The sequence below is a fragment of the Cobetia marina genome, from assembly GCF_001720485.1.
GTDB classification, from domain to species: domain Bacteria; phylum Pseudomonadota; class Gammaproteobacteria; order Pseudomonadales; family Halomonadaceae; genus Cobetia; species Cobetia marina.
Genome location: NZ_CP017114.1, coordinates 786,178 through 805,442, shown reverse-complemented (window position 1 = coordinate 805,442; position 19,265 = coordinate 786,178). Strand labels below are relative to the sequence as shown.

The 19,265-nt window shown below is 61.0% G+C and carries 15 protein-coding genes and 9 tRNA genes; 8 read left to right on the top strand and 16 right to left on the bottom strand.

The annotated features are described in order from the left end of the window. The first annotated feature begins 552 nt into the window (after positions 1-552). Both BFX80_RS03495 and BFX80_RS03490 read left to right on the top strand, forming a co-directional pair. Positions 553-2,334, top strand: coding sequence for a type I secretion system permease/ATPase (locus tag BFX80_RS03495; protein WP_084207953.1), 1,782 nt, complete (start codon positions 553-555; stop codon positions 2,332-2,334). Beyond that, entirely contained in the window at positions 2,331-3,659 is a 1,329-nt protein-coding gene (locus tag BFX80_RS03490; RefSeq protein ID WP_077375488.1) for an HlyD family type I secretion periplasmic adaptor subunit, read from the top strand. Before BFX80_RS03495 ends, BFX80_RS03490 begins: the two co-directional genes overlap by 4 nt. Before the next feature lie 127 nt (positions 3,660-3,786). On the opposite strand, the gene BFX80_RS03485 is transcribed toward BFX80_RS03490, so the two are convergent. The 14 genes from BFX80_RS03485 to BFX80_RS03420 all read right to left on the bottom strand — a co-directional run bounded on the left by BFX80_RS03485 (position 3,787) and on the right by BFX80_RS03420 (position 9,583). Beyond that, positions 3,787-3,874: transfer RNA gene (locus BFX80_RS03485), tRNA-Ser, on the bottom strand. A 176-nt stretch (positions 3,875-4,050) separates the two neighbouring features. After that, entirely contained in the window at positions 4,051-4,626 is a 576-nt protein-coding gene (locus tag BFX80_RS03480) for a YiiD C-terminal domain-containing protein (protein ID WP_084207952.1), read from the bottom strand. Positions 4,627-4,634: 8 nt separating this feature from the next. Beyond that, positions 4,635-5,195 (bottom strand): NAD(P)H nitroreductase, encoded by a 561-nt coding sequence (locus tag BFX80_RS03475; RefSeq protein ID WP_077375494.1) that lies wholly within the window; start codon positions 5,193-5,195, stop codon positions 4,635-4,637. A gap of 128 nt (positions 5,196-5,323) precedes the next feature. After that, positions 5,324-6,202 (bottom strand): NADPH-dependent 7-cyano-7-deazaguanine reductase QueF, encoded by an 879-nt coding sequence (gene queF, locus BFX80_RS03470; protein ID WP_084207951.1) that lies wholly within the window; start codon positions 6,200-6,202, stop codon positions 5,324-5,326. Between the two features lie 133 nt (positions 6,203-6,335). After that, positions 6,336-7,109, bottom strand: a complete 774-nt coding sequence (locus BFX80_RS03465; RefSeq protein WP_084207950.1) for an ABC transporter permease — start codon at positions 7,107-7,109, stop codon at positions 6,336-6,338. Beyond that, positions 7,106-8,074 (bottom strand): ABC transporter ATP-binding protein, encoded by a 969-nt coding sequence (locus BFX80_RS03460; RefSeq protein ID WP_077375503.1) that lies wholly within the window; start codon positions 8,072-8,074, stop codon positions 7,106-7,108. The genes BFX80_RS03465 and BFX80_RS03460 overlap by 4 nt, the downstream gene beginning before the upstream one ends. 451 nt (positions 8,075-8,525) lie before the next feature. Then, positions 8,526-8,600 (bottom strand) — tRNA-Gly (locus tag BFX80_RS03455). 34 nt (positions 8,601-8,634) lie between these two features. Further along, positions 8,635-8,710: transfer RNA gene (locus BFX80_RS03450), tRNA-Glu, on the bottom strand. Positions 8,711-8,852: 142 nt separating this feature from the next. Next, a tRNA-Gly gene (locus BFX80_RS03445) sits at positions 8,853-8,927 on the bottom strand. A 70-nt stretch (positions 8,928-8,997) separates the two neighbouring features. Next, a tRNA-Glu gene (locus BFX80_RS03440) sits at positions 8,998-9,073 on the bottom strand. 73 nt (positions 9,074-9,146) lie between these two features. After that, positions 9,147-9,221, bottom strand: a tRNA-Gly gene (locus BFX80_RS03435). 37 nt (positions 9,222-9,258) lie between these two features. Next, positions 9,259-9,334: transfer RNA gene (locus BFX80_RS03430), tRNA-Glu, on the bottom strand. A 73-nt stretch (positions 9,335-9,407) separates the two neighbouring features. Then, positions 9,408-9,482: transfer RNA gene (locus BFX80_RS03425), tRNA-Gly, on the bottom strand. A gap of 25 nt (positions 9,483-9,507) precedes the next feature. Then, positions 9,508-9,583 (bottom strand) — tRNA-Glu (locus BFX80_RS03420). 264 nt (positions 9,584-9,847) lie between these two features. On the opposite strand from BFX80_RS03420, the gene msrB reads away from it, so the two are divergent. The 5 genes from msrB to argE all read left to right on the top strand — a co-directional run bounded on the left by msrB (position 9,848) and on the right by argE (position 15,498). Further along, on the top strand, positions 9,848-10,270 hold the full coding sequence (gene msrB / locus BFX80_RS03415; protein WP_084207949.1) for a peptide-methionine (R)-S-oxide reductase MsrB: 423 nt from the start codon (positions 9,848-9,850) through the stop codon (positions 10,268-10,270). Between the two features lie 205 nt (positions 10,271-10,475). Continuing rightward, entirely contained in the window at positions 10,476-11,462 is a 987-nt protein-coding gene (gene ylqF, locus BFX80_RS03410; RefSeq protein ID WP_084207948.1) for a ribosome biogenesis GTPase YlqF, read from the top strand. Between the two features lie 238 nt (positions 11,463-11,700). Further along, on the top strand, positions 11,701-12,939 hold the full coding sequence (locus BFX80_RS03405) for a pyridoxal phosphate-dependent aminotransferase (RefSeq protein WP_077378462.1): 1,239 nt from the start codon (positions 11,701-11,703) through the stop codon (positions 12,937-12,939). Between the two features lie 225 nt (positions 12,940-13,164). Continuing rightward, positions 13,165-14,064: a protease HtpX gene (htpX, locus tag BFX80_RS03400; protein ID WP_077378460.1), complete on the top strand. Its 900-nt coding sequence runs from the start codon at positions 13,165-13,167 to the stop codon at positions 14,062-14,064. A gap of 279 nt (positions 14,065-14,343) precedes the next feature. Continuing rightward, positions 14,344-15,498, top strand: a complete 1,155-nt coding sequence (gene argE, locus BFX80_RS03395) for an acetylornithine deacetylase (RefSeq protein ID WP_205632727.1) — start codon at positions 14,344-14,346, stop codon at positions 15,496-15,498. Between the two features lie 89 nt (positions 15,499-15,587). Here argE and nhaC read toward each other — a convergent pair whose 3' ends face one another. Then, positions 15,588-17,144, bottom strand: a complete 1,557-nt coding sequence (nhaC, locus tag BFX80_RS03390; protein WP_077378455.1) for a Na+/H+ antiporter NhaC — start codon at positions 17,142-17,144, stop codon at positions 15,588-15,590. Positions 17,145-17,516: 372 nt separating this feature from the next. After that, positions 17,517-18,695 carry a 4-phosphoerythronate dehydrogenase PdxB gene (gene pdxB, locus BFX80_RS03385; RefSeq protein WP_084207946.1) on the bottom strand — a complete coding sequence of 393 codons (1,179 nt, stop codon included), beginning with the start codon at positions 18,693-18,695 and terminating at the stop codon, positions 17,517-17,519. A 224-nt stretch (positions 18,696-18,919) separates the two neighbouring features. On the opposite strand from pdxB, the gene BFX80_RS03380 reads away from it, so the two are divergent. Further along, positions 18,920-19,198: a WGR domain-containing protein gene (locus tag BFX80_RS03380; RefSeq protein ID WP_077378449.1), complete on the top strand. Its 279-nt coding sequence runs from the start codon at positions 18,920-18,922 to the stop codon at positions 19,196-19,198. Positions 19,199-19,265 lie beyond the last annotated feature (67 nt).

Below are 19,265 nucleotides of genomic sequence, written 5' to 3'. Positions count from 1 at the left end.
CCCGTCAAAAACGAGTCTAGACGCGGCCTATCGCAAGACAAGAGGTATTTCCACTCACCCTCGAAATGGCAATATGCATCAGATTCCCACATCAAAATAAACTCAATGAAAACAATACATTGAATGCTTTGAAATAATAAAACACCACCCCTATAAACCCTCGATACGACTTGCGTGAGGAGAAAAACAATGCTGAATACCAGAGAAGATAATCTTGTCGAAAGCCAGAACCGTCATACTTTTTGAAAAACGTAAACCATATGGATCTTTACCATCAGACATGAGCAAAATAAACAGCAAAAACCAACAAAATAAAACCCGGAAAGTTTTTTATTGATCATTGAAATATTCACTTGCTCGCCGATCATTCAGCAGCAATATTTCAACAGGCAGCCAGAGGAATAAAAAAGAATAGCCTAATAAATAGATGATCAATATTGACCACAGAGCCATGGCGTCTCCTCAAGACAACGTGAAATATCCGAGCTCAGGTAGCCGTCAACGACGGTGACGTGGATAAAAAGAACAACAACGACGCTAGGGAACGACACCATGGCCATCTCCCGGGAAGGTAATGACCTGCAAAAGATCCTGGACCACTGTCGGCACAGCTTTGTCTATGTCGGCCTCTTCAGCTTGTTCATCAATCTGCTGATGCTGGTGCCGCCGCTCTACATGCTGCAGGTCTATGATCGAGTCATCACGACACGTAGCCAGGAAACGCTGCTGATGCTGACTCTGGTGGTCGTGTTCCTCTTCATGGTGATGGGGGCCCTTGAACTGATTCGCTCGAGAATTCTGGTCCGAGTCGGGAATCGACTGGACGTACTGATCAGCCCGAGACTTTACACTGCCATGTTCAAGCACTCCCTGATGACGCCGGGCAAGCCCTCCGCACAGCCGCTGAACGACCTCACCACCCTTCGCCAATTCCTTTCCGGCAACGGCCTGTTCGCCTTCTTTGACGCGCCCTGGGTGCCGATATACATCGGCGTGCTGGCACTGTTTCACCCATGGTTTGGTCTGTTCGCCCTGGGCGCGGGCCTTGTTCTGACCGTCATTGCGCTGATCAACGAGAAGACCACCAGGAAGCTGCTGAGCGATGCCAACGGCCAACATGTCCTGTCCCAGGACCTTGCCAACAGCAATCTGCGCAACGCCGAAGTGCTCCACGCCATGGGCATGCTGCCGGGCATACAGAATCGATGGGAGGCGCGCCACCGTGAGTATCTGGTGCTGCAGTCCAAGGCAAGCGACCGCGCAGGTCTCTTGACCAACACCTCCAAGGTACTGCGCTTGATGTTCCAGTCATTGATCCTCGGTCTTGGCGCCTATCTGGTGCTGACCGGCGACCTGACGCCCGGCATGATGATTGCCGGCTCGATCCTGATGGGGCGGGCGCTGGCGCCGATCGATCAGATAATCACCGGCTGGAAAGGCTTCAGCGGTGCACGCACCTCACGAGCCCGCCTCGAGGAGCTGCTCGAGGCCGTGCCGGCCGAGGCGCCCTCGATGCCTCTGCCGGCCCCCAAGGGCCGACTGACACTGGAGGCAGTCAACGCCGCGCCGCCAGGCGAGCGTCTACCGACCCTCAAGGACATCACTCTGACACTTGCCAGGGGTGAGCACATCGCCGTGGTAGGCCCCAGCGCCGCCGGCAAATCCACCCTGGCACGGGTGATACTCGGCCTATGGCCAGTGCAGCTGGGGTGCGTACGCCTCGATGGCGTGGACGTCAGTCAGTGGAAGCGGACCGCGCTCGGGCCTCATCTTGGCTACCTGCCGCAGGATATCGAGCTGTTCGATGGCTCCATCGCCGAGAATATCGCGCGCTTTCAGGAGGTCGATGCGTCACTCGTGGTGCAAGCCGCCCAGAGCGCCGGTGTCCACGACATGATCCTTCGCCTGCCGCAAGGCTATGACACCTGGCTGTCCCACGGGGGAGCCGCCCTCTCCGCGGGTCAGCGACAGCGTATCGGCCTGGCGCGGGCACTCTATGGAAAACCGGTGCTGGTAGTGCTCGACGAACCGGACGCCAACCTGGATGAAAGTGGCGAGCAGGCGTTGGCCAAGTGTCTGATGCAACTGCGCCAGGCAGGCACCACCGCCATCATCATCACCCATCGTCAACGTCTTCTGCAGCAGGTCGACCGCATCCTCGTCCTCAAGGATGGCCAGGTGGCTTCACTGTCCCCGCCGACGCGAGGACGACCCGTTGCACGGGCCGTGGCAGGGAAAGGGCACTCGACTCCGTCCAGGAACGCACAGCGTGTCACCGAGCTGAAACCCAGTGCCAGAGGCCGCCATGAAGGCGGTGAGGAGAGCCCGAGATGACCACCTCCCACTCCATGAATGGCGGCTTTGACAGTGAGCTTCCGCTACGCGACCACAATTATCGACGCCTCGGCCTGGCCGTACTGCTCATCGCGGTCGGCGGATTCGGCAGCTGGTCAGTCATGGCGAACCTGGCAATTTCCGTGGTGGCACCGGGCTCGGTATCGGTAGAGAGCTTCACGAAGACCATCCAGCACCTCGAGGGAGGCATCGTGGAGTCGATTCGCGTGGAGGATGGCGATCATGTCGAGGCCGGCGACGTGCTCATCGTCTTCGATGACACCCAGGCACGCTCTCAGCAGAAGATCGTCGAGGCTGAATACCTGATTGCCAGAGCCAGTGAGATACGCCTGCTTGCCGAGTACAGCAACGCCGAGACCCTGACCTTCCCGGAAGCCTTGAGGCAGTCGACCAATCCTCGTGTGCGGGAGGTCCTTGAAGTACAGCAGCGGCTCTTTGACGTACGTCGTCAATCGCTGAACGGTGCCATGGCAGCCCTGGATGAGCAGGTCGTGCAGATGAACGAGCAGATTGCAGGTCTCGAGAATACCCAGGCCATCACAAGACGACGCATCAACTCTCTCAATGGTGACGTTGCCAACCATCGCAAGCTGTTCCGAAATGGTCTGATCAATAACCAGCGATTGCGTGAGATGGAGCGTGAGAGTCTCGAATACCAGAGCGACAATGCCGGCCAATTTGCCGAGGTCGCACGGCTGCGTTCCCAGATCAGCGAAAACGAGCTGCAGAAACAGATTCGCCTGCAGGAATTCCAGCAACAGATCGGCGAGTCTCTGCGCCAGGTTCAGGCAGAGGTCACCGATGCGGAAGAACGACTGGTCGCGCTCAATGACAACCTCAGGCGTACCAAGGTCATCGCACCGGTGGCCGGCACCGTGGTCGGCCTGAAGGTCCATACACTGGGCGCGGTGATTCGCAGTGGCGACCCCCTGCTCGATATCGTGCCCGCCGGCGACGGCTTCATCGTCGAGGCCAGGGTCCCGGACCATGATATTGACCACCTCTACCTCGGCCAGCCCGCAGAGATTCGCTTCAGCGCATTCAATCAGCGCTTATCCAACATCATCGATGGGGAGGTCACGCACGTGAGCGCCAACAGCTTCGAGGATGAAGCGACGCGTGCCCGCTATTACAAGGCGCGGATTCGCGTCACCCGGACCGGCCAGAGCAACATGACCGAGAGCATGCGATTGCTTTCCGGCATGCCTGCCGAAGTGATGATCCGTACCGGTGAGCGCAGCTTCGCCAGTTATGTCGGCAAGCCTGTCGTGGATATGCTGGCGCGCGCGATGAGGGAGGAATGAGAGGGGAATGACAGGAGACTGAGGCACCAGTAGACGAAGGGAATCACGAGGAGAGCAGGCAATTCGACCAGGCCCCCCCTCAGAAACGCGAAAAGCCCGCATCGTGAGATGCGGGCTTTTCTGAATCTGGTGGAGGAGGAGGGATTCGAACCCTCGAAGCCTTTCGACTTACACACTTTCCAGGCGTGCTCCTTCGACCACTCGGACACCCCTCCAGATCAGTGCTCTCATTGGTCACCCGACTGCGTCGTGTTTCCCTTGAGAACGCGGCGTATATTATCGATAACCCTTGAGGGACGCAAGCCTTTTTTCCAAAATCTTTCAGATAGATAGCGTCAGCGCCCTCACCCACCGCACTCGGGCCGAGGTCGGGCCGAGACCGTGCTCGGCATCACGGCCCGAGCACCACGTAATCGCCACGGGCCTCGAAACACAGCCTCGGGGAAGACTGCCCATCAACCTGACACCACAACTGCTGAGTCAGCGACAATCGCGCTCGCCGCCCTGCCGCCAGACGCTCGCCGACGTCGATCAGCGCGGCCATGTCATCCGGCGCACAGCGGATGTGGTAATCGCCACTGACCGGGGCCAGAAACTGCTGACTGGCACGCGACACCACGAGATCGCGCTGGATACCGCGAGCACGCAGCCACAGCGTCACCCAGCTCCAGCCACACAAGGTGGCCTCGAGACTCATGGCCCCGCCGAAGGCCGTGCCCTTGTCGTTGAGATTGGGCGGCAGATGCAGATGCCAGCTCAGCTGCCCCGTCGAGCGCTCGGGCTCTGACCACTGCATCTCGACAAGCCCCATGTGGGCAGCCAGCGGAATCGCCTGACTCAGCCAATCTCGGAACCGTGACAGGTCTTCACTGACCGGCGCCGCGAAAGTGCCCGACCGCCCCTGCCCGTCACGCGGCAAAGGCAGCGGTGGCCAGGCTTCACCACTCGAGCGCAACTGCTCGTTCATTCAGCGCCTCACTGCCAGCGTTCGACGAAGTCGGCACTCTCGCGGCTCGGCAAGGGCTTGAGACGTCCGCCCGGGGTGCCGAGGTAGAGGAAGCCGACCAGCTCATCCTGCTCACTCATGCCCAGTCCGGCGTGGACGGTTGGGTCGAACGCGTAGCCGCCCGTGCGCCACATGCCACCGAGTCCCTGTGCCTGAGCGGCAAACAGCATGGCGTGAGCGGCACAACCGGCACTCACCACCTGCTCGACACGCGGCACCTTGGGGTGGTCCGGCGTGACCTTGGCGATCACCGCGACGACCATCGGCGCACGAAGCGGCTTCTTGCTGGCCGCGGCCTGGGCTGCCTCGTCACCTGCCGGCGACGTGTTGCGCTCCGCCTCGGCAAACAGCTCGCCGAGGCGCTCCAGCCCGCTGCCCGTGAATTCGATGAAGCGCCAGGGCGTCAGCTCGGCGTGGTCCGGCGCGCGCAGGGCGGCCTGGTAGATGGCCTCCATCTGCGCATCGCTCGGGGCTGGCGCCATCAGCTTGCCCATGGAATTGCGTTCATGCAGTAACGTCAGCGCGTCCATCGTCTCTCCTGTCACAGACTTAAGATAAGAATGATTCTCACACTAGCATCTCGCCAGCACGCCGTCTCATCACTCGATGCTATCTGCCTGATTGGCAAGCCGATCAGACGACATGACCATAGAGAGGACTACTGACGCGAGAGACGCAGCGGCAGGCTGGCACGGGCCTCGGCCTCGAGATCTGGCGTGGCACGCCACGGGCTGATATCCAGGCCGCCACGCCGCACATAGCGCGCCATCACCAGCAGGGACTCAGGCTTCACGCGCGCCATCAGGTCGACGAACAGATGCTCGACGCAGTGCTCATGGAAATCCTGGTGCTGGCGATAGCTGATCAGATAGGCCAGCAGGCGCTCGCGATCGATACGTGGGCCGCGATAGCGGATCCAGACGCTGCCCCAGTCCGGCTGACCGGTGACCGGGCAGTTGGACTTGAGCAGATGGCTGTGCAGGTCTTCGCTGACGATATCGGCGTCATCGGCGCTGAGCAGCTCCGGCGATGGCGTGTAGTGCTCGACGGTGATCGGCAAGTCATCGAGGCATTCTCCCGGCAGGCGCCCGACGTCCAGCTCGTCATCATCCAGTCCCAGCAGACGCACCTCGACCGGCGCACCCGCCGCGGCGGCAAGATCCCGCTCCAACGTCGTCTGCACGGCCGCCTGATCGGCGAAGCGGCTCTGATTGAGGCTGTTGAGATAGAGCTTCCAGGATTTGGACTCGATCAGATTCGGGGAAGCCGCCGGCAGGCGGAAACGGGCCACACGCACCCACGGCTTGCCGGATTCATCCAGCCAGGAGACCTCAAAGGCGTGCCATTCATCCTCACCGACGAACGGCAACGCCGCATCATCGATACCGATGGGACCACGATTGGCCGCCCGCGCGATGGGGAACAGCAGGCTAGCATCGTAGTGCTCGGGGTAAGCGGACTCTCGCCCGAGCGGGGCATCCTTGAGAGTCTCGGGGCGAGCCTCGTCGGGCACGTTGACGGCAGTGGGGTGAGCCATGACAGCACTCCTGTGAAATAGGCCAATAACGTATCGATATCAGGGGCGCAGACAGCAGAACGCCGGCAGAAGCCGGCGTTTCGTGCACTGGCGCGATAGCGCGCATCTTACCATCATCCTCTGGGCGACATCTTCAGCTGCGGATGCCCTTGCCACGCTCCAGCAGCCACAGCGCGAAGGCGAACAGGCCGATGATGAAGGCCACGATGGCCGCCATCGCCGGACCGACACTGATGTCCGAGACCCCCAGAATGCCGTAGCGGAAGGTGTTGACCATGTAGAGAATCGGGTTGGCCAGTGACACCGTCTGCCAGAAGTCCGGCAGCATGTGGATGGAATAGAAGACGCCACCGAGATAGGTCAGCGGGGTCAGCACGAAGGTCGGAATGATCGAGATATCGTCGAACTTGCGTGCGAACAGCGCATTGACGAAGCCACCGATGGAGAACAGCAGCGCCGTCAGCACCACGACCATGATGGTCAGGATCGGGTGATGGATATCGAGATCCGTGAACAGGAAGGCCACGGCGGTGACGATGATGCCGACACCGAGCCCGCGCACGGCGCCACCGATGATATAGCCGAGCAGGATGATCCAGGACGGCAGCGGCGAGACCATCAGCTCCTCGATGCTGCGCTGGAACTTGTTGGAGAAGAACGACGAGGCCACGTTGGAATAGGAGTTGGTGATCACCGACATCATGATCAGCCCCGGCACGATGTAATCCATGTAGCTGATGCCATCCATGGTACCGATGCGCGAGCCGATGAGATTGCCGAAGATGACGAAGTACAGCGTCATGGTGATGGACGGCGGCAGCAGCGTCTGCGGCCAGATACGCGTGAAACGACGAACTTCCTTGACGACGATGGTGACCAGAGCCACCCATAGCTGACGGGGGTTCACTGCGTGATCTCCTTGGCGACATTGGAGGCGATACCGCTTTCGGCATTGGAGCGCTCGACCAGGTCGACGAACAGCTCCTCGAGACGATTGGCGCGATTGCGCATCGACACCACGGTGATCCCGGCGCGATCCAGCGCCGCGAAGGCGGTGTTGATCGACTGGCCCTTGCGTACGGACAGCGACAGCTGCTGGGGATCGCTCAGAGAGACCTCGAATCCCTCGATGACCGGCGCGCTGGCAAGCGGCTCACGTAGATCGAGCAGGAAGGTTTCGGCGTCCAGCTCCTTGAGCAGCTCGCGCATGCTGGTGTTATGCACGATCTCGCCGTGATTGATGATGGCGATATTGCGGCACAGGCTCTCGGCCTCTTCCAGATAATGCGTGGTGAGGATGATGGTAGTGCCCTCCTCACGGTTGATGCGCCGCATGAACTCCCACATCGAGCGACGCAGCTCGATATCCACCCCGGCAGTCGGCTCATCGAGAATCAGCAGACGCGGCTTGTGAATCAGCGCGCGGGCAATCATCAGACGGCGCTTCATGCCACCGGACAGCATGCGTGACGGGGTATCGCGCTTGTCCCACAGCCCGAGATCCTTGAGCAGGCGCTCGGCACGCGGGCGCGCTTCCTTCATGGGCATACCGTAATACCCTGCCTGGGTCATCACGATATCCTGCACCTTCTCGAACTGATTGAAGTTGAACTCCTGAGGGACCACACCGAGATGGTATTTGGCCTTCGAGAAATCCTTGTCGATATCGATGCCCGAGATCTCGACCTTGCCGGCGGTTTTCTGCACCAGCGAACTCACCACCCCCAGGGTCGTGGACTTGCCGGCCCCGTTGGGCCCCAGCAGTGCAAAGAAATCGCCCTCAGGGACATCGAGATCAATCCCCTTGAGCGCCTCGAAACCGTTACCGTAGACCTTGGTCAGGCCACGAATGGACAAGGCGAGTCGTGACATCGGACACCTGTAATCAAATTGGCGCTGTCAGCCAGCACAGCAGAAAAGACGCATCTGAGAACAATTGCGCAACAGTAGCGACACCGCTGAGCAGCAGCTCGAACATGAAAATCAGACACAAGACATTGGATGCGCATGGTAACGCATTCAGCGCTGCCACATCAGGCACGCTGCAGGAAAGGCATTAGTGCGATACGGGAAACAAGCAGGAGGGAAAAATCAACTGGGAGGACAACACCAAGGACCGGTGCAGAACGGCCTGAGGAGGAATTTCAGGCACAAAAAAATCGCCGGTGACGTGGCACGATGATCGTGTCTGTCAGGCGATGGGGCACTGCTATTTCATCAATCACATCGTGTTCGACTGGAGCGGGAAACGAGATTCGATAGGACTGGCGTTCCAGCGGACTGGCGCTCCAGATCGCGACCCAATGACTTTCCACTTTTCGACTGGAGCGGGAAACGAGATTCGAACTCGCGACCCCAACCTTGGCAAGGTTGTGCTCTACCACTGAGCTATTCCCGCCTGTCGAAACCAAAAACTGCGCAGTCAAACAGAATGGCGTCCCATAGGGGGTTCGAACCCCTGTTACCGCCGTGAAAGGGCGGTGTCCTGGACCACTAGACGAATGGGACGTACTGGAGCGGGAAACGAGATTCGATCGGACTGGCGAACCAGCTCGCGACCTTGTCGCATTGCCTTTTCCTCTGGAGCGAGAGATGGGATTCGACCGGGCTGACGTTCAGCTCGCGACCTTGTCACACCACTTGTTCCGAATGGAGCGGGAAACGAGATTCGAACTCGCGACCCCAACCTTGGCAAGGTTGTGCTCTACCACTGAGCTATTCCCGCACCGGGTGTCATGAAGCTGTGCTCACGACATCTGTCTTACTGCTGGCTTGCCACACCATCATGCTCTGCATGGCGTCCCATAGGGGGTTCGAACCCCTGTTACCGCCGTGAAAGGGCGGTGTCCTGGACCACTAGACGAATGGGACGTACTGGAGCGGGAAACGAGATTCGATCGGACTGGCGAACCAGCTCGCGACCTTGTCGCATTGCCTTTTCCTTTGGAGCGGGAAACGAGATTCGAACTCGCGACCCCAACCTTGGCAAGGTTGTGCTCTACCACTGAGCTATTCCCGCAACACAAGCAGATCATGCGACCACACAAGACCGAAGATGGCGTCCCATAGGGGGTTCGAACCCCTGTTACCGCCGTGAAAGGGCGGTGTCCTGGACCACTAGACGAATGGGACACACTGGAGCGGGAAACGAGATTCGATCGGACTGGCGAACCAGCTCGCGACCTTGTCGCATTGCCTTTTCCTTTGGAGCGGGAAACGAGATTCGAACTCGCGACCCCAACCTTGGCAAGGTTGTGCTCTACCACTGAGCTATTCCCGCACTCCGATCTCTACGCTGCAAGAAGTGGCGTCCCATAGGGGGTTCGAACCCCTGTTACCGCCGTGAAAGGGCGGTGTCCTGGACCACTAGACGAATGGGACGTAACGTTCTTGCCTCGTCGAGGTGGCGCGTATATTACAAAGCCCCCTCCCCTTCGTCAACCCCCTGCTTCAACAGGATTTTTCCGGCGTTGGCCAAGTGCATCCACCACGTGCTTGTGGTCACGCCCTGACGCCCGCATTCTTGGGGTATGTACCGGGTGTCGAGTGAAGACCGGTAGCCATTGTTTCGGATTGCCGCTCACGGGAACTTGCTTGCAGGTTCGCGCGGGCGTCGATTCGAGAAACGCATAGAGAGAAGAGACCATGAGCGAGCAAGACAAGCCGACCCAGGACAAGTTGATCCGCAGTGAAGAGGAATGGCGCAAGCGTCTGACGCCTGAGCAGTATCGCGTCGCACGTGAAGCCGGTACCGAACGCCCCTTCAGTGGCGATCACGAGGTCAGCCCGATACCGGGCACCTATCACTGCATCGCCTGCGACGCGAAGCTGTTCGACAACGACACCAAGTTCGACGCCGGCTGTGGCTGGCCGAGCTTTGATCGGCCCTATGCGGATGCCGCCGTCGAAGAGCATTTCGACACCAGCCATGGCATGCGACGTGTCGAAGTACGCTGTCGTCGTTGCGAATCCCATCTGGGACACGTCTTTCCCGACGGCCCCACCGAGACAGGACAGCGCTATTGCATCAACTCGGTGTCGCTGCGCTTCAAGCCGGTGCGCAGCTGAGACGCCAGAGCGCGAGAAGACGAAGCCAGCGTTTCTCCATGGCCGAGCCGCCTCTGGTAGAATGCGCCGCCATACGCGTCCCCTCTCCTTGCTGCCTGTCATCTATCGCCGCCTCCAATGGTGAGCGACTCCTGACAGGCGGGCGAGGAGGCAGGACAAGAGGTGACAGGACAACCGTCATACCCCTGACGGCAGGAGAAGCAACATGCTGGGCTGGTACCCGGGACACATGCACAAGGCGCGTCGTCAGATAAAGGACGCGCTGCCCGAGATCGACGTGGTCATCGAAGTCCTCGATGCCCGCCTCCCCTACTCCAGCACCAATCCGGTGCTGTCCGAGCTGACCCGCCACAAGCCAGTCCTCAAGCTGCTGTCACGTGCAGACCTGGCGGACCCGGCACGCACGCGCGAATGGGTCGAGTATTTCGATGCCCTGCCCAACACCCGTGCACTGGCGATCACCACGCTTGAGGCGCGTGATCTCAAGCAGATTCCGCGGCTGTGTCGCGAGATGGCCGGTCATATCCGTGTCGATCGTGATGCACGCGTGATGGTGATGGGCATCCCCAACGTCGGAAAGTCGACGCTGATCAATGGTCTGGCGGGTCGCAAGATCGCCAAGACCGGCAACGAGCCCGCCGTCACCAAGCGTCAGCAGAAGATTCGCATCGATGGCGGCATCGCCCTGATCGACACCCCCGGGGTGATGTGGCCAAAGATCGAGGATCAGGCCAGCGCCTACCGTCTGGCCGGCAGCGGCGCGATTCGGGATACCGCCATCGACTACACCGATGTGGCGGTGGTCGTGGCGGCGGAGCTGGCCAGGCGCTATCCCGATGAGCTTATCGCTCGCTACAAGCTCAAGTCACTGCCGGCCTACAGTGCCAACCCTGACGCCGAGCGAGTCGAGAGTGATGGCCCGCGCAAGGTCGATCTGATGGCGCTCTCGGGCTTCAACGGGGTCGCGATTCTGGAAGAGATCGCCAGCAAGCGTGGCGGCCTGCGCGCCGGTGGCATCATCGATCTACATCGCGGTGCAGAGGTGCTGCTGCACGAATTGCGCGATGGCAAGCTCGGGCGCCTGACGCTGGAAACGCCGGCGGACATTCCCGCCGAGCCGGTGCCGGAAGCCAGTGGCGAGACGCAAGATGGCGCACGGATGAGCGAACCACCTGAGTCTGCGAGCGAATAACGCTACCAGAACAGTGAGATAACGACGGTCGAATTCAGATCTCATTCGCGGACCATGCCTGCAAGCCAGTTGAAAATCCTGCCAGATAACCTCTGGCGGGATTTTTTTCTGCCTGAACATTTCAAACCGCAAATTTAACCACGCTATTGGCCCTTGGCCGTGGCGCGGCAGGCAGGCGGCGCGATATGCTGGACACTCGCCCCTACACCTTACGTGACGGAGATCTACGGAAAGCACCATGGATACCGAGCAAAGAAAGCCCCGCGAAATTCGCAAGTCACACAAGCTGGACAACGTCTGCTACGACATTCGCGGGCCGGTTCTCGAACACGCCAAGCGTCTCGAGGACGAAGGTCATCGCATTCTCAAGCTCAATATCGGCAACCCGGCGCCCTTCGGCTTCGAGGCACCGGAAGAGATCCTGCAGGACGTGATGCGCAATCTGCCGACCGCGCAGGGCTACTGTGACTCCAAGGGGCTTTACTCGGCGCGCAAGGCGATCATGCAGGAGTGTCAGCGCAAGGACATCCAGGGTGTCGGCATCGAGGACATCTACATCGGCAACGGTGTCTCGGAGCTGATCGTGCTGGCCATGCAGGCCCTGCTCGACGATGGTGACGAGCTGCTGGTACCAGCACCGGATTATCCCCTATGGACCGCTGCCGCCAATCTGGCCGGCGGTCGTGCCGTGCACTATCTGTGTGACGAGGCGCAGGACTGGGCTCCCTCCATCGAGGACATCCGCGCCAAGGTGACCAGCCACACCAAGGGCATCGTGCTGATCAACCCGAACAACCCGACCGGCGCGGTCTATCCGCCAGCCGTCGTGAAGGACATCCTGCAGGTCGCACGGGAATACGGTCTGGTGGTGTTCTCGGATGAGATCTACGACAAGATCCTCTATGACGATACCGAGCACGTCTCCACCGGTGCGTTGGCCGACGATCTGCTGGTCGTGACCATGAATGGCCTGTCCAAGAGCTATCGCTGCGCGGGCTTCCGCTCGGGCTGGATGATTCTCTCCGGTGACAAGCGCCCGGCGGCCGACTTCATCTCCGGTCTCGACATGCTGGCCAGCATGCGCCTGTGCGCCAATGTCCCGGCCCAGCACGCCATCCAGACGGCACTCGGCGGCTATCAGTCCATCAATGACCTGGTGCTGCCGGGTGGCCGTCTGCTGGCCCAGCGTGATGCGGCCTGGAAGAAGCTCAACGAGATCCCCGGCGTCAGCTGCGTGAAGCCCAAGGGCGCGCTCTACATGTTCCCGCGTCTCGACCCGGAGATGTATCCCTTCGAGGACGACCAGCAGATGGTGCTGGAGCTGTTGCTGGAAGAGAAGATGCTGCTGGTGCAGGGCACCGCCTTCAACTGGCCGAATCCGGATCACCTGCGCATCGTCACCCTGCCCTACGCCGACCAGCTGGAAGAGGCCATCGAGCGTCTCGGTCGTTTCCTGGCGCGCCGCCGCAAGAGCTGAGACACCTCTTTCCTGCGGCAAGCTCCCGCAGCACTGAGCCTCGAGACGGCCTGACGCCACGGTGTCGATACCTGCCTCACGAAAGGTCTACGCACACCGGCACGGTGGTGATACCTTCCTGTTACGCGCCATCTGCCCGCCATGTCGCAGTGATTCATCTCACTGTCAGCATGGCGGGCAGATAATTGCGCCTTACCGATAGATTGGCATTGGAGACCTGACCCCATGATGCGGATAGCCCTCTTTCTGATCACCAACCTGGCGGTGGTGCTGCTGGCCAGTGTCACGCTGCGCCTGCTGGGCTTCGATGGCTACATGGAAGCCAACGGCATCAATTACACCGCCCTGTTGATCTTCTGCTTCATCATCGGCATGGCCGGCTCGGTGATTTCCCTGTTCCTGTCCAAGATGATGGCCAAGTCCTCGACGGGCACCGTGATCATCGAACAGCCACAGAACGATACCGAACGCTGGCTGCTGACGACCGTCGAGGAACTGTCTCGCGACGCCGGCATCAAGATGCCGGAAGTCGGCATCTTCCCGGCGCAGCAATCCAATGCCTTCGCCACCGGCTGGAATCGCAACGATGCGCTGGTCGCCGTCTCGGCCGGCCTGCTCAATCGCATGCGTCCCGAGGAAGTGCGTGCGGTACTGGCGCACGAGATCGGTCACGTGGCCAACGGCGACATGGTGACGCTGACGCTGATCCAGGGCGTGGTGAACACCTTCGTGATGTTCTTCGCGCGCATTGCCGCACATGCCATCGACGCCTTCCTGAAGCGAGATGACAACAGCGGCGGCCTGGGCTTCTTCGGCTACATGGCCGTGGTCTTCGTCCTTGAACTGGTGCTGGGCCTGGTGGCCTCGATGATCGTCGCCTGGTTCTCGCGCTGGCGCGAATACCGTGCGGATGCCGCAGGCGCGAGTCTCGCGGGCAGCGGTTCGATGATCAACGCGCTGGCACGCCTCAAGCAGGAACATGAGCTGCCGGACCAGATGCCCGACACCATGACCGCCTTCGCCATCACCACCGGCAAGAGCCGCAAGCTGATGGAGCAGCTGTTCGCCAGCCACCCGCCGCTGGATGACCGTATCGCCGCGCTCAAGGCCGCTGCCTACAAGTAAGCCTCGAGCAGCACCGCACACTTGAGCGATGCGGAAGCCCGCCACGTGAGTCACGTGGCGGGCTTCTTGCGTCAGGGCTGCCCCTGCAGACTCCCAAGCATGCCTCGCGGCACATCGTGATCAGCCACGAAGTGCCACAGGGGGTTGCGGCCACGATTGACTTGGCATGCAGGCAACTGCATAAAGCAGACTCCTGCGTCCGTTCAGCGCCAATGTGATCCCCTCGGGCTTTCACATCCGGCCCCTCCCCGAACGGCGCCATGCCTCATGAGGCTCGACATGCAACGCACCCTCGACATCATCACTCGCCTGATCGCCTTCGATACCACCTCGGATCGCTCCAATCTGGCATTGATCCACTTCGTTCGCGATCTGCTGGCCGAACATGGCATCCAGGCGAGCGTGCTTTCGAATGCCGAAGGCGACAAGGCCTCGCTGCTCGCCACGATAGGGCCCGCGGTGGCCGGTGGTGTCGTGCTCTCCGGCCATACCGATACCGTGCCCGTAAGCGGCCAGAACTGGTCCCATGACCCTTATCAGGCCACGCTGAAGGAGGGTCGTCTTTACGGTCGTGGCTCGGTGGACATGAAAGGCTTCATCGGCCTGTGCCTGGCGATGGTGCCGGATTTTCTTGATGCTCCCCTCAAGCGGCCACTCCACCTTGCCTTCTCCTACGATGAGGAAAGCACCTGTCTGGGTTGTCTGCCACTGATCGACCACATGCGCGACACGCTGCCCGACGTCGCCGCCGTCATCATCGGAGAACCGACGGAGGGACGCGTGGTCTCGGCGCACAAGGGGGTGCATGCCTGGCGCACGGAAGTGACCGGCGTGCCGGCGCATTCGAGCCGACCGGACCTGGGTGTCTCGGCCACGTTCTACGCCGCGCGCATCATCTCGGAGCTGGAACGCACGGCAAACGACCTGCGCACCCAGGCCTCACGGGGCGAACTGTTCGAGCCCCCGTACTCCACGCTGCACGTCAGCACCATCCAGGGCGGCAATGCGACCAACATCATTGCCAAGGATGCTCGCCTGCATTGGGAGCTGCGCAACCTGCCCGGTGATACCCCTGACGCGGTACGCGCGCGAGTCGATGACTTCACCGCCCGACTGGCCCTCGAGATGCAGGAGCACTCACCGGAGTGCGCCATCCAGACACTGGAGGACTACGCCTCGGTACCGGCGCTCACGCCGGAGCCCGACGGCAAGGCAGAGACGCTGGCCTTTGCGCTGACGGGTCAGCGTGAACGCTGCGGTGTCGGCTTCTGCTCGGAAGCGGGCTGGTTCCAGGATCGCGGTTTCTCGACTGTCGTCTGCGGGCCAGGCTCCATCGCGCAGGCCCACAAGGCGGATGAGTACATCGACATCGCCGAACTGGAGCGCTATCGCGAGTTCCTGATACGCCTCACACGTCATCAGTGCACTGACTGAACGCTGGACGTCCCCTCGAGTGCCCATGAAAAAGCCCGCCGCGTTCACCACGCGGCGGGCTTGCCTGTCTCTATCACCCAGTACGTCAATCAGCGAGACTCTGCCGTCTCATGAGGGGTATCCAGCACCAGAGATTCGGCCAGCGGAGTCGGCTCTCCGCCATCCGCCTCGTCACCTTCGGCCAGACGCTCCAGCTTGAAACCGACCATGGCATAGGCCACCGCCAGCACCAGATTGACCAGATTGAACAGCGCAAACGGCAGATAACTGAGAGTCGCGACCCCCAGCGTTGCCGCCATGTAGGCGCCGCAGCTGTTCCAGGGAATCAGTGGCGAGGTGATGGTGCCGGAATCTTCCAGTGCCCGCGACAGATTGACCGGCGCCAGGCGACGGCGGCGGAATTCAGCGCGATACATGCGCCCCGGCAGGATGACCGAGATGTATTGATCCCCGGTCACCACATTGGAGGCCAGGCAGGTGCCCAGCGTGGTGATGACCAGCGAACCGGCATTGCGCGTCGCGCCCAGCAGGCTCTGCACCAGACGCTCCAGCAGGCCGAGTCGTTCGATCACGCCGCCGAAGGTCATCGCCGAGAGGATCAACCACACGGTGTTGAGCATGCTGCTCATGCCGCCCTTGGAGAGCAGCGAGTCGATCACCTCATCGCCGCTGTGGGAGACATAGCCATCGAACATCGACATCCATACGCCCTTGAGCAGCGCCATGGCGGTGGACATGTCAGGGACATTCGCCAGTCCCGCCACGGCCTGTGGCTGGAAGATGACCGCGAAGACACCCCCGAGCACCGCACCGATGAAGATCGCCGGGAAGGCGGGCATCTGACGCACGGCCATCACCAGCAGCACCAGCAGCGGAATCAGCAGGTGCAGGCCGATGTTGAACTGCTCACCCAGCTGGGCACGCAGGTTGGCGACCTGCTCCGGCGTCTGCAGGCTGGAGACGGAGTCGTGGCCCAGCCACAGAAAGCCTGCCAGCGCGAGCAGGATGCTGGGAACCGTCGTCCACAGCATGTGACGAATGTGCGCGAACAGCGTGGTCCCCGCCGCCGCCGGCGCCAGATTGGTGGTATCCGACAGTGGCGAGAGCTTGTCACCGAAGTAGGCCCCGGAAATCACCGCACCTGCCGTGATCGCCTCGGAAAGTCCCAGTCCATCGGCAATGCCGATCAGGCCTATGCCGATGGTGCCGGCCACCGTCCAGGAGCTCCCCACCGACAGCGCCACCAGCGCGCACAGCAGACATGCCGAGGCATAGAAATACTGAGGCGCGATCACATCCAGCCCGTAGTAGATCATCGCCGGCACGGTGCCACCGAGAATCCAGGTACCGATCATCGCGCCTACCGCCAGCAGGATCAGGATCGCGCCCAACGAGATCTGGATCCCCTTGTTGATCCCCTCTTCGATATCGCTCCAGCGATAACCGTTCTTGAGGCCGATGACTCCCGCGATCATCGCGCCAGACAGCAATGCCACCTGATTCGGCCCCCAGGAAGCATCGGCGCCGAACAGCACGACCGCCAGCACCAGCATGGCGATGACCAGCACGATGGGGATCAGGGCATCCAGCAGGGAGGGGGGGCGAAAGCCACCGCCCTCGGCTGGTCTATCAGGAGATTGTTGCATTCAGGACACCATCTTCAGGAAATGAGGACGCCGACACGCGCCGTCGTGACGGGCATGGCAGAAGGCACGAGAAACGGGGAGTACGCGGGGAGCCAGCGGGCCACACCACCCTCGGACAAGTCGCCCGGGGCGCGCCCTGACATCTGTCGTCAGCGTAATTTTGGGCGACATTATATCGACCAAGGTCGCAGTCCGAAACGTCCGAGAACCGGTTTCATCTACCGGGTCATCCGCCCCACATCCGTACCTGAGACGAGAACGCCCCTGCCAGCGAAGCTGACAGAGGCGTTCTGACTGCCTGACGATCGAGATCCGTCACTCGGCCTCGACACCTCCTGCAGATGGATCTCGCAGGAGAGATGACATGTCACATCATTTGCTGGCCAGCTTCACACGCGAGAAGCCGAAGCCTTCCAGCACTTCACGCAGCTCACGGGCGTTCTTCTTGAGTTCGACGCGCAGCGTGGAGAACTCGCGACGCAACGGATATTCACGCCGATAACGCAGGAAGCCCTCGGCGTTGCCGAAGCGGCGCTGATAGCGACGCAGACCCAAGGCATCGCGGCGCACGTCGTAACAGGCCCGAACGCAGAGACCGAGGGCCTCTTCCGGAGGCGCCCACCCCGTCAGCACCAGCTTGCGAAGCCACGGGTCCGGCTTCAACTGGCCCAGCTTGCGCCGTGCCGGCAGGCCGAAATGCCGGCAGGCCTGCTGATAGATGATCTCGGTTCCCTGCATCTTGCCATCCAGACTGTGTCCGGCGATATGCGGCGTGGCGATATCCACCAGCGAGGCCAGCTCCGCATCGATGTCCGGCTCGTTCTCCCAGACATCCAGCACGGTCAGCAGATCAGCCTGTTCCAGCAGACGCTGCTTGAGCGCGGCAGTATCCACGCAACCACCGCGTCCTGCGCTCAGCAATACGCTGCCGGGCTTCATGGCACGGATGCGCTCGGCATTGATCAGGTGATGGGTCGGGTACTCACCGCCTGTCACCATCGGGGTATGCACGCAGATGACATCACACTCGGCCACGAGATGATCGATATCGACGAAATTCAGTGCTTCTACCGCCTCCTCTCCCGATTCCTGCGCCAGCGCGCGCGGAGGATCACAGACCAGCACCTCGGCGCCCAGCGACTCGAGACGCTTGATCAGCCTCGAGCCGACCTGACCTGCACCGACCACGCCGAAACGACGATTGAGCTGCAGATCGAAGCCTTCCTGCTCCGCCAGATGCCACAGCGAGGACAGCACGTAATCCACCACCGAATCGGCATTGCAGCCCGGCGCATTGGTGAAGTGAATCCCTGCCGACTCGAGCCAGTCGAGATCGACATGATCCGTGCCGATGATCGGCGAGCCGACGAAGCGCACCCGAGTGCCCTTCAGCAATGCCTCATCCACCCTCAGCGTGGAGCGGCAGATCAGCATGTCGGCTTCCTTGAGGACGGCATTGGTGATCTCGCTGGTCGGCAGACAGATCACTTCCCCGAATTCAGAGAAGAACTCTTCTGCCAGAAGGACGTTATCATCCACGATGATGTGCATCTGTTGCCTTGTTCCTTGCTGTGCCGGTGGGTAGCGTTGCGGTCGTTGCCGCGTGCATGGCGTCTTGCAAAGCTTCTGACTTGCCGCAAGGCATGCGAAGATTACAATGGTATGATTCAGCGTTCGCCGCCGTGCCATCTTAGGCGTACGCAGCATGCGCCACAAGCCTGCAGCGCCTTGCGAGCTATCCACATGCCACCTCTGTTTCACCTCGGGAGTCACGCGTGATCATCCGCTGGGAAAGCCATCATGATTACGTCCTGGTCCATGTACATCAGGACATGTTCGGCGACTGGATCGTCAGTCGCTCCTGGGGCCAGATCGGCACCCAGTTCGGCGGACTGAAGCACGATCTGGCCGAAAGCTACGAGCAGGCCATGACCTGGGTCAGTGACCTCGCTCACATCCAGGCCTCACGTGGCTTCACCAAGGTGCTGGAGGCCACGGCTGACAGCCCCGAGGCCGAAGATGCCATGCGCCAGATGTCACTGCTGGAAGGCTAGGCCGCCGCAGGGACCCGCAGACAAGAAGACCGCCGCTACCTTGAGGTAGCGGCGGTCTTTCGTTCAG